Source organism: Bradyrhizobium sp. C9 (assembly GCF_002532045.1).
Taxonomy (GTDB): domain Bacteria; phylum Pseudomonadota; class Alphaproteobacteria; order Rhizobiales; family Xanthobacteraceae; genus Bradyrhizobium.
The window spans coordinates 545,392-560,068 of sequence record NZ_NWTG01000001.1 but is presented as its reverse complement, the minus strand read 5'-3'; the positions used below and the strand labels follow the sequence as shown (position 1 = coordinate 560,068).

General features: G+C 65.3%; 13 protein-coding genes. 7 read left to right on the top strand and 6 right to left on the bottom strand.

Annotated features, from left to right (window positions below):
• Positions 1–798 precede the first annotated feature (798 nt).
• Together CO675_RS02465 and CO675_RS02460 are read left to right on the top strand one after the other, a co-directional pair.
• Positions 799–1,584: a carboxymuconolactone decarboxylase family protein gene (locus tag CO675_RS02465; RefSeq protein ID WP_245452604.1), complete on the top strand. Its 786-nt coding sequence runs from the start codon at positions 799–801 to the stop codon at positions 1,582–1,584.
• A 17-nt stretch (positions 1,585–1,601) separates the two neighbouring features.
• The gene (locus CO675_RS02460; protein ID WP_097670415.1) at positions 1,602–2,363 is read left to right on the top strand and encodes a glucose 1-dehydrogenase; all 762 of its coding nucleotides are present in this window, start codon (positions 1,602–1,604) and stop codon (positions 2,361–2,363) included.
• Positions 2,364–2,436: 73 nt separating this feature from the next.
• Here CO675_RS02460 and CO675_RS02455 read toward each other — a convergent pair whose 3' ends face one another.
• Complete coding sequence (locus CO675_RS02455) at positions 2,437–3,330, bottom strand: LysR family transcriptional regulator (protein WP_097670414.1); 894 nt, start codon at positions 3,328–3,330, stop codon at positions 2,437–2,439.
• 283 nt (positions 3,331–3,613) lie between these two features.
• Between CO675_RS02455 and CO675_RS02450 the strand changes: the two genes are divergently transcribed.
• The 3 genes from CO675_RS02450 (at position 3,614) to CO675_RS02440 (ending at position 6,573) form a co-directional block, all read left to right on the top strand.
• On the top strand, positions 3,614–4,009 hold the full coding sequence (locus CO675_RS02450; RefSeq protein WP_198964463.1) for a (R)-mandelonitrile lyase: 396 nt from the start codon (positions 3,614–3,616) through the stop codon (positions 4,007–4,009).
• Positions 4,010–4,041: 32 nt separating this feature from the next.
• Positions 4,042–4,800 (top strand): SDR family NAD(P)-dependent oxidoreductase, encoded by a 759-nt coding sequence (locus tag CO675_RS02445; protein ID WP_097670412.1) that lies wholly within the window; start codon positions 4,042–4,044, stop codon positions 4,798–4,800.
• Between the two features lie 177 nt (positions 4,801–4,977).
• Positions 4,978–6,573 (top strand): Spy/CpxP family protein refolding chaperone, encoded by a 1,596-nt coding sequence (locus CO675_RS02440; protein WP_245452603.1) that lies wholly within the window; start codon positions 4,978–4,980, stop codon positions 6,571–6,573.
• Positions 6,574–7,046: 473 nt separating this feature from the next.
• Here CO675_RS02440 and CO675_RS02430 read toward each other — a convergent pair whose 3' ends face one another.
• The gene (locus CO675_RS02430; RefSeq protein WP_097670410.1) at positions 7,047–8,219 is read right to left on the bottom strand and encodes a fumarylacetoacetate hydrolase family protein; all 1,173 of its coding nucleotides are present in this window, start codon (positions 8,217–8,219) and stop codon (positions 7,047–7,049) included.
• A 147-nt stretch (positions 8,220–8,366) separates the two neighbouring features.
• Here CO675_RS02430 and ppk2 point away from each other — a divergent pair, with 147 nt between their 5' ends.
• Both ppk2 and CO675_RS02420 read left to right on the top strand, forming a co-directional pair.
• Positions 8,367–9,329 carry a polyphosphate kinase 2 gene (gene ppk2 / locus CO675_RS02425; protein ID WP_502693352.1) on the top strand — a complete coding sequence of 321 codons (963 nt, stop codon included), beginning with the start codon at positions 8,367–8,369 and terminating at the stop codon, positions 9,327–9,329.
• Between the two features lie 342 nt (positions 9,330–9,671).
• Positions 9,672–10,550 (top strand): transporter substrate-binding domain-containing protein, encoded by an 879-nt coding sequence (locus CO675_RS02420; protein WP_097670883.1) that lies wholly within the window; start codon positions 9,672–9,674, stop codon positions 10,548–10,550.
• A gap of 182 nt (positions 10,551–10,732) precedes the next feature.
• Here CO675_RS02420 and CO675_RS02415 read toward each other — a convergent pair whose 3' ends face one another.
• The 4 genes from CO675_RS02415 to CO675_RS02400 all read right to left on the bottom strand — a co-directional run bounded on the left by CO675_RS02415 (position 10,733) and on the right by CO675_RS02400 (position 14,654).
• Positions 10,733–11,401, bottom strand: a complete 669-nt coding sequence (locus CO675_RS02415; RefSeq protein WP_097670409.1) for an amino acid ABC transporter permease — start codon at positions 11,399–11,401, stop codon at positions 10,733–10,735.
• Between the two features lie 70 nt (positions 11,402–11,471).
• On the bottom strand, positions 11,472–12,731 hold the full coding sequence (locus tag CO675_RS02410) for an NAD(P)/FAD-dependent oxidoreductase (protein WP_097670408.1): 1,260 nt from the start codon (positions 12,729–12,731) through the stop codon (positions 11,472–11,474).
• A 4-nt stretch (positions 12,732–12,735) separates the two neighbouring features.
• Entirely contained in the window at positions 12,736–13,494 is a 759-nt protein-coding gene (locus CO675_RS02405) for an SDR family NAD(P)-dependent oxidoreductase (RefSeq protein WP_097670407.1), read from the bottom strand.
• 77 nt (positions 13,495–13,571) lie between these two features.
• Entirely contained in the window at positions 13,572–14,654 is a 1,083-nt protein-coding gene (locus CO675_RS02400) for a zinc-binding dehydrogenase (protein WP_097670406.1), read from the bottom strand.
• Positions 14,655–14,677: the final 23 nt, after the last annotated feature.

Sequence of the window (14,677 nt, the reverse complement as noted above, 5' to 3'; positions counted from 1 at the left end):
TGACCATTTGTGGTCATGGGTCCCTGCTTTCGCAGCGACGACGGCGAATGTGTTGTACGACCGCTGAGTCAAATATCAGCATTCTCGCGACATGAAATCGTCCGAGTTTTGGTTTGCGTTTCGCCCTCTCTCTTGAAGAGGGCGCAGGGAAAGCCGGGTGCCGATCGCACCCATGGGCCCCGTGCAAAAGGTAGAAAGCACGGGGGTAGGACCACAGGTGTAACCGGAGCAATCCGACTTTCCCTGCGCGATGGGTTACGGCTTACTTCGTGCTCTCCCCGGCGAGACTGGGCTTGCTTGTCACCGTCTTCACAACGCGTACCGCGCAATTGGAAAAGACACCTGCCGCTAGGGCGTCAGGACCACACGACTTCACCGTCCGCCTCATGCGCGTTCGTCAACTGCGCACTCCTCGTCCACCGCATCTCGACCCACGTTCGTGACGACCGCGGAGCGCCCCTCGATCGGGCGAGACGGGGCATCTATAGCATTGAGTTACGCTTCGGATAAAGCGAAATATTTTTGCGGCGGGGGCTTGCGCCGTCGGGCAACTCAGTGATCGGCGTTCGGCCAGATACCGCTACGGCATGGGCACGGCGCGTGCAATTCATAAGCCATTTTCATAAGTCTATACGAATTCAACCATCTAATCGCATGGCGGACCGTTCAATATAACAGCCTCCGACAGGACAGCGATCGCCTCGCAGGACAATTCCTCTCGCGACGGCGGGAACTCGTTTCGCCGTAGGTGCGCCCGAGCGGATCGATGCCCGGGATGTCCATCACAGGAGGTTCCCCGTGAAGCCTTACATCGCCGCTGTCGCATTGCTGTCGCTGGCGGTGACGGCGCCGGCGACCACAACGGAGACCGCGATGACCGGATCGAAGCCAATGCTGACCTCTGACGAATTGCGCAACGTCGCGCCCGCGCTCGACGCCTACACCCACAACCGCCTTCTCGGTGATGCCTGGAAACGTCCCGGGCTCGCGCCGCGTGACCGCAGCATTGTCACGCTGGCGGCGTTGATCGCGCGCAACCAGACCATCGAGCTGCCGTATCATCTCAATTTGGCGCTCGATAATGGCGTCAAGCCACGCGAAATCTCGGAGATCATCACCCACCTCGCCTTCTATGGCGGCTGGGCCAATGCGATGTCGGCGGTCGCTGTCGCAAAGGACGTCTTTGCCTCCCGCAACATCGGCGCCGAAGAGCTGCCCGCTGTCGCCGTGACGCTGCTGCCGATCAACGAAGCGGCCGAGGCCCAACGTGCCGCATCCGTCGAGGAGCAGTTCGGCTCGACGTTTCCGGGGATCGTGCAATACACCACCGACGTGTTGTTCCGTGATCTGTGGCTACGACCGGATCTCGCACCGAGGGATCGCAGCCTGGTGACCGTCAGCGCCTTGATTGCCAACGGGCAGACAGCGCAGCTGACGCCGCACCTCAACCGGGCGATGGATAACGGCCTGACCCAGACCGAGGCTTCGGAGGCGATCACGCAACTTGCGTTCTATGTCGGCTGGCCGAACGTGTTCTCGGCGATGCCCGTCGCGAAAGACGTCTTCGCAAAACGTCCCCACTGAGGCCAAAGGCACGCGTCGTGAACATATCGTTCGACAACCAGGTTGCCCTCGTCACCGGCGCGGGATCAGGGCTCGGCCTTGCGGCGGCGAAGGCCTTTGCGGAGGCAGGCGCAGCGGTGGTGCTGGCCGATACCAACAAAATGGCGGTGGCGTCCGCCGCCGCGGAACTATCCGCCCGGGGGCACAAGACTCTCGCCATCCGATGCGACGTCGCCGACGATGCGGAGGTCGAAGCGATGGTGGAGCGCACCGTCGCGACCTTCGGTCGGCTCGATGCCGCCTACAACAACGCCGGCGTTCAGAACGTGGTCGCGGAAGCCGCGGAGGCGACCCGCGAGGATTTTGACCGCGTCATGGGTGTCAATCTCCGCGGCGTCTGGAGCTGCATGCGGTTCGAGCTGCGCCAGATGCTGAGGCAAGGCAGCGGCGCCATCGTCAACTGCTCGTCGATTGGAGGATTGGTCGGCGGCGCGAAACGCGGGACCTACCAGGCTTCCAAGCACGGCGTGCTTGGCCTCACCAAGAGCGCGGCGCTGGACTATGCGGCAAGAGGCATCCGGATCAACGCCGTTTGTCCGGGCATCATTCATACCGGGATGCTCGACAAGATGATGCAAACCCAGGCCGACGCTCTTGGCGCGATGCTAAAGGACGTCCCGATCGGCCGGCTTGGCCGTCCCGAGGAGATCGCGAATGCCGTGCTCTGGCTGTGTAGCTCCGCCGCAAGCTTCATGGTCGGTCATGCGCTGACAGTGGATGGCGGATATACGATCCGATGAGAGCAGACGCCGGAGCTTCATTGCTCCCTTGGGAGAGGTGGGCCAAGCCGGCAGCGAGCAAATAACTATCGCGCTAGTCGCGATGCCGCAGCGCTTCGACAAGGAGCGCGAAAGCCGCAGATGGCTGGCGCCGGCTCGGGTAATAGAGATGGTAGCCCGGATAAGGAGCGCACCAATCCTCGAGCACCCGCTTGAGGCGGCCCTTGTTGACATACGGTTGAACCAGGCCTTCCGGCAGGTAGGTCAAGCCGAGACCCGCGAGCGCCGCTTCCAGCATCTGGCTCGTGGTGTTGAAAAACAGCTGGCCCTCGACCCTCACCTTGAGTTCCCGCGCCCCCTTCTCGAATTCCCAGGCGTATAGCCCGCCATGGGTGGGCAGGCGCAGATTGACGCAATTGTGCTCGACCAGCTCCTGCGGCTTCTTCGGCTCGCGTCGAGACCGGAAATAGGACGGAGAGCCGACCACCGCCATGCGCGCGTCGGGGCCGATGCGCACGGCAATCATGTCCTTGGCGACCTGCTCGCCATCGCGCACGCCGGCGTCAAAACGTTCAGTGACGATGTCAGTCAGGCCGTAGTCGCAGATGATCTCGACCTTGATGTCCGGATATGAGCGCAGAAGCTTGGCAAGCTTTGGCAGCAGCACAGCGTTGGTGGCATATTCAGTGGCGGTGATACGAATGGTGCCGGAGGGCTTTTCACTCAATTCGCTCAGGGCCGCGAGCTCCGCCTCGATTTCCGCGAGACGCGGACCGATGCTGCGCAGCAGCCGCTCCCCGGCCGCGGTCGGCGAGACACTGCGCGTGGTACGGGTCAGGAGACGCAGCTTCAGGCGCGCCTCGAGCTGCTTGATGGTGTAGCTGAGCGCGGATTGCGAAACGCCTAGCTTGGCAGCTGCCTTGGTGAAACTGCCCTCGCGGGCGACGATCACGAAAGCCGAGAGGTCATCGAGATGGCCGCGCTTCATTTATCGATCCAGTTTCTAAGTCCATGCCGATTATAGCGGCTAGTCGTTATAGCCGCATGCATTAAATCCTGCGCAGGCGGCGACCTCGATAGCGTCGCCCCGTGAGCAGACGGAACTATGGTCCATGGATCGATCGGACGCCCGGCTTCTGCGCGGAAAAAGCGCGGCAGTCACGCGAAGGCACATACTGGCGGTTGCAGGCGGCCTCGTGGCCGGGGCCCCGCACAGCAACCTTGCCGCCGCTCCGGCCACGCTGGACATGACAGAGAAAAGGATCGGAACGATGGATATCAAACGCTGCGGCTCACGTCCCTCAGGCAAGGGGCCTGAGGCCTGGTTCACCGGCGCGGTCCACGTCGATCCGCTGTTCCAGGTCGGAGATCCCGCCCGTATCAACGGCGGGCACGTCACCTTCGAGCCCGGCGCCCGCACGATGTGGCACACCCATCCTCTCGGCCAGACCTTGATCGTCACGTCAGGTCTCGGCTGGGTGCAAAGCGCGGGCGGACCCGTCGAAGAGATTCGTCCCGGCGACGTCGTCTGGTTTCCGCCTGGCGAGAAGCACTGGCATGGCGCGACCACGACGACCGCAATGACCCATATCGCCATCACGGAATCGCGCGACGGCAAGAATGTCGATTGGCTGGAAAAGGTCAGCGACGAGCAATACCGCAAGTGATCCGGCCGCGATGAAATGAAAGGAAATCCACCATGAACCCCACCTACGACTTCACCGGCCAAGTCGCACTCGTCACCGGCGCGAGCTCGGGCCTGGGTGCGGCCACCGCCAAGGCGTTCGCAAAGGCCGGGGCTACCGTGATCCTGGTCGACCGAAGCGAGGAGAAACTGAATGCGGTCGCGGGAGAACTGACTTCCGCCGGCGCCAAAGCGATTGCCATCGTTGGCGACGTGTCGGACGAGAGGCTGGCTAAGACTGCGGTCGATCGCGCGGTCGCGCAGTTCGGCCGGCTCGACATGGCCTACAACAATGCCGGCATTCTCGGCCCAATGTGCCCGATGAACGAGGAGACCGGAGACGGGTATGACGACGTGCAGCAAGTCAACCTGCGCGGCGTCTGGACCTTCATGAAGCACGAGCTGCTTCAGATGAAGCGACAGCGCAGCGGCGCGATCGTGAACTGTTCGTCGCTCGGTGGACTGGTGGGTTTGCCCGGCCGCGCCGCCTATCACGCCAGCAAACATGGGGTGATCGGTCTGACCAAGAGCGCCGCGCTTGATGTCGCCGCCGAAGGCATCCGCGTCAACGCGATTTGCCCGGGCTGCATCGAGACGCCGATGGGCGACGCCATCGATCCCAACGCGATGAAGGAATTTCTGAAGCAGCAGCCGATCGGCCGGATGGGCAAGCCCGACGAGGTTGCCGCCGCCGTGCTGTGGCTGTGCAGTCCGGCCGCGAGCCTGGTCCTTGGCGTCGCGCTACCCGTCGACGGCGGCTTCGTCGCGCACTGACCGGTAAGGCTGTGCTTTTCGGCCGCCGTCCTCGCCGCAGGTCCCGCGCTGCAAATTAAATCCTCGCGACCGGATCGCCCGCGGGAACCCGGCGGCGGCTTGCGATGTTGATCTCAGGCATCACTGAGTATCCGGAGGTGAGCAGAAATGCTGAGGGCCGCCCGTAGCAAACACGTCGTGTTGACGTTCGCCGCGATCCTTGCAGTCGCGGCATCGGCCGCGCTGTTCGCAGGCGGCGCCTATGCTCGCGGCGGCGGCGGCGGTCATGGCGGTGGCGGCCACGGCGGTGGTGGTCACGGCGGGGGCGGATTTCATGGCGGCGGGGGTGGCTTTCATGGGGGCGGAGGCGGCTTCCACGGAGGCGGTTTCCACGGTGGCGGATTTCACGCCGGCGGCGGGCGTGGCGGCGGCTTTCACACCATTCATCCCGCGGCAAGAGGAGGCACGAGACTCAGCGGTAGCTCCGGCGCGCGTCATAACCAATTCCGGCCCGCCGCTCATGCCGCGCGCGTCGCGCCGAGCGTAGCTGCCGGCCGTCATGCCGCCTCCCCGACCGCGATGCGGCACAATGCGAGCGCCGTGGGACACGCGCTGACCTCGCGTCAGGTCAGCGCTGCCCTGCGCCAGCCCGGCGGCTTGCGCAATCCGATGACTCGCGCCGCAATCACGACGGCCGCCGCCGGAGCCGCCATGGGCGGCGTTGGCTGGTGGCGCCATCCGAACGGCGGCTATGGCTGGGTCGGCCCGATCTTCTGGCCCTATGCCTATTACGATCTCTATGACTACGCCTGGTGGGGCTGGGGCTACGACCCGTACTTCTGGGATTACGGCTATGGCGATCTCTATGCCGGCCTGTTCGCTCCATACGACTACGATGCCTTGAGCGGCTATGCCTACTACCTGCCCGGTTATACCGGTCCGCGGCCACCGGTCACGCGTCGATCGCGGGCCACCGGCCAAGCCACGACCCAAGCCACGACCCTTGCCGACATGTGCGGCAGCGACAGGAGCGATATCGCGGGCTTCCCGATCGAGCAATTCCGCAGCGCCATTCAACCCAACGCGGAGCAGAGTGCCGCACTCGACGACCTCGCCGGCGCTTCGCAGAAGGCATCCGCGACCATTCTCAATTCGTGCCCAAAGGACGTGCCGTTGACCGCGCCGAGCCGTCTCGCAGCGATGCAGCAGCGCCTCCAGGCCATGCGCGACGCGGTCGGCATTCTGCAGCCGGCGCTGGACAAGTTCTACGGGCTGCTCAGCGACGATCAGAAAGCCAAGGTGACGGCGCTGGTGGCAGATCAGCACCGCGGCCAGCGCGAAGCGACGGCGGACAACGGCAGTTGCAATACGGCGCAGCCTGTCCCCATCGCATGGCCCGGCGACATCATCGAGCGCGAAGTCAAGCCGACCGACGCGCAGCGGGCGAGCCTCGACGCCTTGCGGGATGCAGCGACAAAGGCCGAGGACACCTTGAAATCGTCCTGTCCGCCCGTCGACGCGCGCACGCCACCGGCACGCCTTGCGGCGGTCGAGGCACGACTCGATTCCATGCTGCAGGCGATCGGCACGGTGCGTCCGGCCCTGGATGGCTTCTACGGAGCGCTCAGCGACGAGCAAAAGGCCGCGTTCGATGCGATCGGCCCCGAGCGTGACGGCGGCAGGAGCGCGATGGCGGCCGCTGGCGGCGAAGAACCGCCGCGAACCCATCATCGCCGTCATCACCATCACGGCCCCTATATCGGAGGCATGATCTTCCGGATGATGGGCTTGTGAGGCGCGCGATCGCCTCACGCGCTTTGCCGGATACCAACCCGTGGCATCTCGGCGGGGCAACCAGCCGGAGCAACCGGGCTACGGCGCGATCCATATGCCGATCACGATGATTGCCAGCGAAACCGCGATCACCAGCATGTCGGTCGTGAGCCATTCGGGCATTCCATTTGATGGCTGCTCGCTCATGTCCGCGACTCCTTCTGTTCGCGTCGAGCCAATATGCTGAAGCGGAACAGCGCGAACGAGGATGAACTAGATCACATAACGGCGCGACAAGCGGTCGCTCCGAATTTCATGCATCCGCGCGCCCTCAAGTTGCAGCACGCGATTGACCTGCCGCGCAGGTTTCTGAACATGTTCGGCAGTGCTTGCGGCGTCAGCAAGCACAATAGCACGTCACCGCACAGCGCCACGTGGCAGGGTGGGTTACGCCGTCACGCGGCCTGTCGAGCCAACCCACCCTGCGCTCTAGCTCACAGTACCTTGCGCTGTGCGAGGTTCTTCATCAACGCGCCAACGCCGATGGTCCATGGCTCGCATTCGTCGCTGCCCCGCATGCGGTTGACGAGCTTGCCGAGCTGCGGCGCGTCGATGGTGACGATGTCGTCGCGCTTGTGGGTGAAGCCTTCGCCCTTGGTGTCGCGGTCCTTCACCGGCGCAAACATCGTGCCGAGGAACAGCGCAAATCCATCGGGATATTGATGCACGGGCCCGATGGTCTGGGCGACCAGATCGGTCGGATCGCGGCTGATCTTGCTGATCGAGGAATGGCCCTCGAGCACGAAGCCGTCGGCGCCTCTCACGGTAAGGCCGACATCCATCTTCCTGACGTCGTCGAGCGAGAAGGTCTGATCGAACAGCCGGAGCAACGGGCCGATCGCGCAGGACGCATTGTTGTCCTTGGCCTTCGACAACAGCAGCGCCGAGCGGCCTTCGAAGTCGCGCAGGTTGACGTCGTTGCCGAGCGCGGCGCCGACGATCTTGCCGGCGGCGGAAACGACGAGCACGACCTCCGGCTCCGGATTATTCCAGGTCGACTTCGGATGCAGCCCGGCATCCATGCCCGTGCCGACCGAGGACAGCGTCGGCGCCTTGGTGAACACCTCGGCGTCGGGGCCGATCCCAACCTCGAGATACTGGCTCCAGGCGTTCTGGTCGATCAGCACCTGCTTCAACCGCATCGCCTGTTCGGAGCCGGGCTTCAGCTTGGAGAGATCGTCGCCGACGAGGCGCACCACTTCCTTGCGGATCGCCTCCGCCGACGACGGATTGCCGCGCGCCCGCTCCTCGATCACGCGCTCGAGCATCGAGATCGCGAAGGTGACGCCGGCGGCTTTCAGCACCTGCAAATCGACCGGCGCGAGCAGATGTGGTTTTGTCACGTCGCGCCCGTCGGGCGGCGTGTTGGCGAGAATGGCCTCGAAATCGCCGATCCGCTCGCCGCGCGTGCCGCGCAACGCGGCCGCGGGATCGGCCTCCTCGCACAACGCGCTCACAGTGGGGTAACGCGCGGTGACGTCGAACACGCCGTCAGCCCGCACCGCAACCACGGCGGGTCCGCCGGCCTGCGGCAGCCAGACCCGTCCGACCAGCGTGCCGGCGGTGCCGTCCTCCGGCAGGACGTCTTTTGGCGTGAGCGAAATCATCGGCGTCTCCTTTTTTGATCTTGTCAGCGCTTGTTAGCACAGTCCGCGCGCTCGCGTGAAACAGCGGTCATGCCGTTGTCATAGAGGGGTAACATCGCCCGTCAATGCTCCCGTCGCTCCATCTAACATACTGAAAGACGGACCTTCATGACCGCCTCCGACCTCACCGACGAAGCCACCCGAGATGAAGCCTTGCGCGACGAAGCCTACCGCGACGAAGCCTTGCGCGCCCGCATCCATCAGGAGATGGCCGACAGCCTCGACGAGGAACTCGAGCTCGAGCTCGACGACATGAGGCTCGACGAGCTCGACCACGACGGCGCCGCCCGACAGCCATCGATCGACCGCAAGCTCTACTTCCGCGAATTACTGAGGCTGCAGGGCGAGCTCGTCAAGTTGCAGGACTGGGTGCAGCACGAGAAGCAGAAGGTCGTGGTGCTGTTCGAGGGCCGCGATTCCGCCGGCAAGGGCGGCGTCATCAAGCGCATCACCCAGCGGCTCAACCCGCGCATCTGCCGCGTCGCGGCGCTGCCGGCGCCGAACGAGCGCGAACGCACGCAATGGTACTTCCAGCGCTATGTCTCGCACCTGCCGGCCGGCGGCGAGATCGTGCTGTTCGATCGCAGCTGGTACAACCGCGCCGGCGTCGAGAAGGTGATGGGGTTCTGCACCGACGAGCAATATGAGGAGTTCTTCAAGTCGGTGCCGGAATTCGAGCGCATGCTGATCCGCTCTGGCACCATCCTGCTGAAGTACTGGTTCTCGATCACCGACGAGGAACAGGCGTTTCGCTTCTCGATGCGGATCCACGATCCGCTGAAGCAATGGAAGCTGAGCCCGATGGATGTCGAGGCGCGCACCCGCTGGGAGCTCTACACCAAGGCCAAGGAGACGATGCTGGAGCGCACCCATTTGCCCGACTCGCCGTGGTGGATCGTCGATGCCGTCGACAAGAAGCGCGCCCGGCTCAACTGCATCTCGCATTTGTTGAGCCGGATCCCCTATCAGCAGGTCATCCACCAACCGGTGGTGCTGCCGCCGCGGGTGCGCAACCCCGACTATCACCGCGGCCCGATCCCGCCGGAGATGTACGTGCCGGGACGGTATTGAGCTGGGCAGTCTCAATTTTCCCTCTCCCCGTTCTCACGGGAGAGGGGAAACACGCCTGCGCAATTTCGGAATAATAGAATAGTGCCACTGATTTGCCCGACATGTCAAGTTGACCTGTCGAATGCAGGTACGCTTCCGGCTACTGTGCATGGGGTTGTTTTCGATATTTTGGCAGTGCGCCCCTGTGGAGGCAGGCTAGATGCGATTAGCCTGCCGCGAGCCGGGCGAGCTGAAGAGATAGGCATCTCCCCTTCGCCACGCCTACCAATGGCGCAGCTGTGCGCCCTTGCTGGCACCGGAACCCGACGCTAGGCTTCCCCGATCTGGTGCATGGAGGCCCGCTTGACTCAATCCGACGACATCACAATTTCCGAAGACCGCCGCGACGCGCTGCGCTATGCGCTCGGGATCGGCAGCGGCGCGGCGCTCGCGGCCGCCATGGCCACCCCGGCCTCGGCGCAGACGACAGCCGACAACACGCTCGACCGGATCAGGGCCAACAAGGTGCTGCGGATCGCGGTGCTGCCGGGCGAGCTGCCCTATTTCAACAAGGACCTCGCCACCGGCACGTGGTCCGGCTTTTCGATCGAGATGGCCAACGATTTGGCCAAGCTGCTCGACGTCAAGCTGGAATATGTCGAGTCGACCTACGGCAATTCAATTCTCGATCTGCAGGCCAACAAGATCGACCTCGGCTTTGCGCTCAACCCGACGCCGCAGCGGGCGCTGGTGGTGGACTTCACCAACCTCGTATTCCCGCATCCGTTCGGCGCGATGCTGAAGAAGGGGCTGGAGGCCAAGACCTGGGCCGACATCAACAAGCCCGAGGTCAAGATCGCGGTCGACGTCGGCTCGGCCAACGAGGCGGTGGCGCGGCGCTTCGCGCCGAACGCCACCATCAAGTCGCTGAAGTCGCGCGACGAGGTGATGCTGGAAATGTCGTCGGGCCGCGTCGATTGCGTGGTCAACGCGCTGGTGCTCGGGCTGACCGCGATCGCCAAGAACGCGAACCTCGGCACCTACAAGATCCTGGCCTCGCCCTCGGTGACGATCGCCAGCGGCATGGCGGTGCGGCGCGAGCAGGACAAGCGCTGGCGCGATTTCCTGTCGGTGTGGGTCGACTACAATCGCGGCATCGGCCAGATGCGCGAATGGTTCGTCAAGGGCCTCGGCCTTGCCGGCGTCAAGCCCGAGGACGTGCCGGTGGAGCTGAATATCTGACGTCAGGCTGACCGTATCGGCACTGCGCCCCCCCTCTCCCGCTTGCGGCGGAGGGTCGGGGTGGGGGTGTCGCCGCGAGCGAGGCTCTTTGTGTGTAGAGAGCCCCCACCCGCTGCGCTTCGCGCAGCGACCTCCCCCGCAAGCGGGAGAGGTGAACCGCCGATGCCGCGATAACTGTGACTTCACACCTTGTCATACGTCAGCCCGCGCTCCAGCCGGCGCGCCACCAGCGTCGACGGAAACAGGATTGCAAAATAGATCAGCGCCACGATGGTGTAGACCTCGAGCGGCCGGTAAGTGTCGGCGTTGATCAGGGTGGCGTTGTAGACGAGATCGGGCACCGCGATGATCGAGACCAGCGAGGTGTTCTTCAGCTGCGTCACCGACTGGTTGACATAGGGCGCCATCATCGGTTTCAGCGCCTGCGGCAGGATCACGAGCCGCATCAGCCGCCAGCCGCGGAAGCCGAGCGCCTTCGCCGCGTCCCACTGCCCGACCGGTACGCTCTCGATCGAGCCGCGCACGATCTCGGCATAGAACGCGCCGCCATAGAGCGACAGCACGCTGACCGCTGCGACATGCGCCGGGATGTTGACGCCGATCACGACCGGAAACGCGTAGTAGAACCAGATGATCTGCACCAGCAGCGGCGTGCAGCGGAACAGCTCGATATAGGCGATCAGCAGCCAGTCGATCACGGGAATCCGCCGCAGCCGCAGCATGCCGACGATCAGGCCGATCAGGGTGCCGAGGATGATGGTGCCGATCGTGTAGGCCATGGTCCAGCCGAGCCCGAGCCAGAACAAATGGCTGTACTTGGCGAGGATCCCGAAATCCCAGACGTAGTTCATCCTGCCCCTCGGTTGCCACGCGCCTTGCGCTCGCCTTGCGGGCCCAGCATCGCAGGCGGCCTCGCGCGAGTCACGCGATATACCGGCCCGGCGAAAAAGCCTTCACGTCGAACGGCGGCGCAGCGCCCGCGATCATCGCCGCGACCGCGGACCCCGTTCCGGGGCCGGTGGTGAAGCCGATATGCTGGTTACCGAAGGCGAGCCAAAGGCCGCGATGCCGCGGCGCTTCGCCGATCATCGGCAGGCTGTCGGGCAGCGTCGGCCGCGCGCCGCGCCAGCGCTCGCCGACCGAGTCGCCGAATTCGACGACGCTGCGCGCCATCGGCACCACCGCCTCGAGTTGCGCATAGTTCGACGGCGCGTCGCGCGCAGTGAGCTCGACGCCGCTGGTGACGCGAACGCCCTGCTCCATCGGCGTCATCAGGAAGCTGCCCTCCGCATCATGGATCGGGCGCAGCAATTTGCGTGCCGGGTTCGGCACGAAATGCTGGTGATAGCCGCGCTCGAATGCCAGCGGCACCCGATAGCCGAGCGGCCGCAGCAGCTCGGCCGACCACGGCCCGAGCGCGACCACGACATGGCGCGCGGCGATCTCGCCGTCGGCAAGCTGCACGCGCCAGCCGTCGCCTTGTTGTGCGATCCGCCGGATCTCGGATTGCCGCACCGTGCCGCCGCTGGCGGCGAGCATCTGCGCATAGGCCTTGACCACCGCGCCGGGTGAATCGACCGATGCCGTCTGGCTGTGCAGCAGGCCGACACTGTAGGCAGGGATGATGTTCGGCTCGAGCGCGGAGATCGCCTGGCGATCGAGCACCTCGCTTTTGATACCGAATTCGGCGAGCGCCGCCTGCTCGGCCTTGGCGGTCGCAAGCCCGTCGCCGCGCCAGGCCTTCAGCCAGCCGGTCTCGCGGATGCGATGGCCGGCGCCCGCCTGCACGATCCAGTCGCGATGCAACGTCAGCGAAGTCCCGATCAGGCCGTGCAGCGCGGCGGCGCGCGGCCTGGTTTGCGCCGGTGTCGCCGCGGCGAGGAAGCGGATCACCCAGCCGGCATTCGCGAGCGCCCACGGAAGATTCCAGCGCAGCGCCGGATGCGTGTTGGTGAGGTATTTGGGCAGGTTCTTCAAAAGCTGCGGCGTGTTGAGCGGCAGGATCGAGCCGGACGAGATGATGCCGGCATTGCCGTAGGAGGTTTCGCTGCCCGGCTCGCGGCGGTCGACGATGACGACGGAGAGCCCGCGCTGCCGTGCGGCGAGGCCTGCCGAGACGCCGACCATGCCGGCGCCGAGCACGACGACGTCAACCTGTTGTGCGGACGCGCCTTCGCTCATGCCGTCACATCAAGGTCAGGCCGCCATCGACCGGCAGCGTGGCGCCGGTGATGTGGCCCGCTTCCGGCGACAGCAGGAAGGCGACGACCGCGGCGACCTCGTCCGGCTCGGCCAGCCGCTGCATCGGATTGGCCTTCGCCACCCGCTCCCAGGTCGCGGTGTCGAGCGCGCCGAACAGGCCGGGATCCTTGCGCGTATAACCGGGCATCACCGCATTGGAGGTGGCGCCCGATGCCGCGAGCTCGATTGCCAGCGACTTCACCAGCACTTCGAGCGCGGCCTTAGCGGCCGCCGATCCCGGATAGGTCGCACCCGGCACGAAACGATGCGGCCCGAAACTGGAGACCGCGACGACGCGGCCTTGCGCGTTGCGCGCGAGGTCGGGCAGCGCAGCCGCAGCGATTTCATGAAATGCCGCCGCCATCACCGCAAAGGCGCGCTCCAGCGCCTCGCGCGGCAGGCTGGCGAACTCGCGGCGGTCGGCAAAGCCCGCGGCGTGCACGATGCTGTCGATCGGCCCGAATGCGGCGCGCGCAGCCTCGACCAGCGACGTGCCCGCGCCGGCTACGGCGAGATCGCCGGTAGAGACCGCGACCTTCGCGCCCTTGCTGCGGCATTCTTCCGCAACCGAATTCAGCCGCGCGAGCCCGCTGGCTTCGGCGCCCTGGCCGTGCAGCATCAGCCCCTGACCGGGGCCGGCGAGCCGGCGTGCAACCGCGGCGCCGATGCCGGAGCCGCCTCCCGTGATGATTGATACGCGCATGTGGTGCGTGCTGTCAGTGCGATGAGAGACGGCGAACTATAGGTTCGACGTCGCGAAATGCAAACCGCCCCGTCAGCTCAACGCCACGGCTCGACCAGAATCTTGGTGTGCGCCTCGGGATTGGCGAGATCGGCAAAGGCCTGCGCGACGCCGTCGATGCCGACGCGGCCGGTGACCAGCGATGCGGCATCGACCTGGCCTTCCGCGATCAGCCGCAGCGAATAGGCAAACTCCTCCGGCGTGTAGCCGAGCACGTACTGGACGTTGAGCTCCTTGATGATGCCGAGCATCGGCTCGGACTTGTCGGTCTCCATGCAGACGCCGACCACGACGACACGGGCGCTGCGCGGCGCGCCCTCGAACACCTGCTGCAGCACGCCGGGCACACCGACGCATTCGAAGATCAGCGCCGGCTTCAGTGGCGGCAGCAGCGCCTGCATCGGCGGCCGCGCCGCCTTCTCGGCTTCGGTCATCTGGGCGTGCTCGGCCCAGCTCGCATAGGGCTGCGTCTTGGCAGGATCGACCACGACATCGGCGCCCATCTTCTCGGCGAGCAGCCGCCGTGCCGGCGAGTAGTCGGCGGCGACGATCGGGCCGAGCCCCCTGATCTTGAGCGCCGCGATCACCGCGAGCCCGACCGGTCCGCAGCCGATCACCAGCGGCACCTCGCCGCCCTTGATGTTGGCCATCGCCACCGCATGGACGCCGACCGCAAGCGGCTCGGTGAGCGCGGCGTGCTCGGCGGCAAGCCCATTCGGCACCTCGAGCAGCAGCGGCTCGCTGAGCAGCATCTGCTCGGCATAGGCGCCGAGATAATCGTTGGAATAGCCGATGCCCTTCGGGCCCTCCGGCGTCAGCAGCGCCGGCAATGAGCAGACGCGCGTGCCGGGCTTCAGCTTGCGCGTGGTGCCCGAGCCGTAATCGAGGATCTCGCAACAGAACTCGTGGCCGAACACGACGTCACGCGACAGATCCATCGGCGTTCGACCCGGCAGGAATTTGCTCAGCTCCACCATGCGGTGAGCATGCTTGCGCGCGTGCAGATCGGAACCGCAGATGCCGCAGGCGAGCGATTTGACCAGCACCTGGCCGGCGCCCGGCTTCGGCTCCGGCATCTGGTCGACGATAATCTCGCCGTTTCTGAAGATCGCAGCGCGCATGTTTCCTCCCGCGTGGGTTTCTT

Excerpts from the sequence above, each read along its gene's own strand:
- CO675_RS02455 (WP_097670414.1), bottom strand. The coding sequence starts at position 3,330 with ATGAAGCGCGGCCATCTCGATGACCTCTCGGCTTTCGTGATCGTCGCC.
- CO675_RS02450 (WP_198964463.1), top strand. The coding sequence starts at position 3,614 with ATGGATATCAAACGCTGCGGCTCACGTCCCTCAGGCAAGGGGCCTGAG.
- CO675_RS02445 (WP_097670412.1), top strand. The coding sequence starts at position 4,042 with ATGAACCCCACCTACGACTTCACCGGCCAAGTCGCACTCGTCACCGGC.
- CO675_RS02430 (WP_097670410.1), bottom strand. The coding sequence starts at position 8,219 with ATGATTTCGCTCACGCCAAAAGACGTCCTGCCGGAGGACGGCACCGCC.
- ppk2 (WP_502693352.1), top strand. The coding sequence starts at position 8,367 with ATGACCGCCTCCGACCTCACCGACGAAGCCACCCGAGATGAAGCCTTG.
- CO675_RS02415 (WP_097670409.1), bottom strand. The coding sequence starts at position 11,401 with ATGAACTACGTCTGGGATTTCGGGATCCTCGCCAAGTACAGCCATTTG.
- CO675_RS02410 (WP_097670408.1), bottom strand. The coding sequence starts at position 12,731 with ATGAGCGAAGGCGCGTCCGCACAACAGGTTGACGTCGTCGTGCTCGGC.
- CO675_RS02405 (WP_097670407.1), bottom strand. The coding sequence starts at position 13,494 with ATGCGCGTATCAATCATCACGGGAGGCGGCTCCGGCATCGGCGCCGCG.
- CO675_RS02400 (WP_097670406.1), bottom strand. The coding sequence starts at position 14,654 with ATGCGCGCTGCGATCTTCAGAAACGGCGAGATTATCGTCGACCAGATG.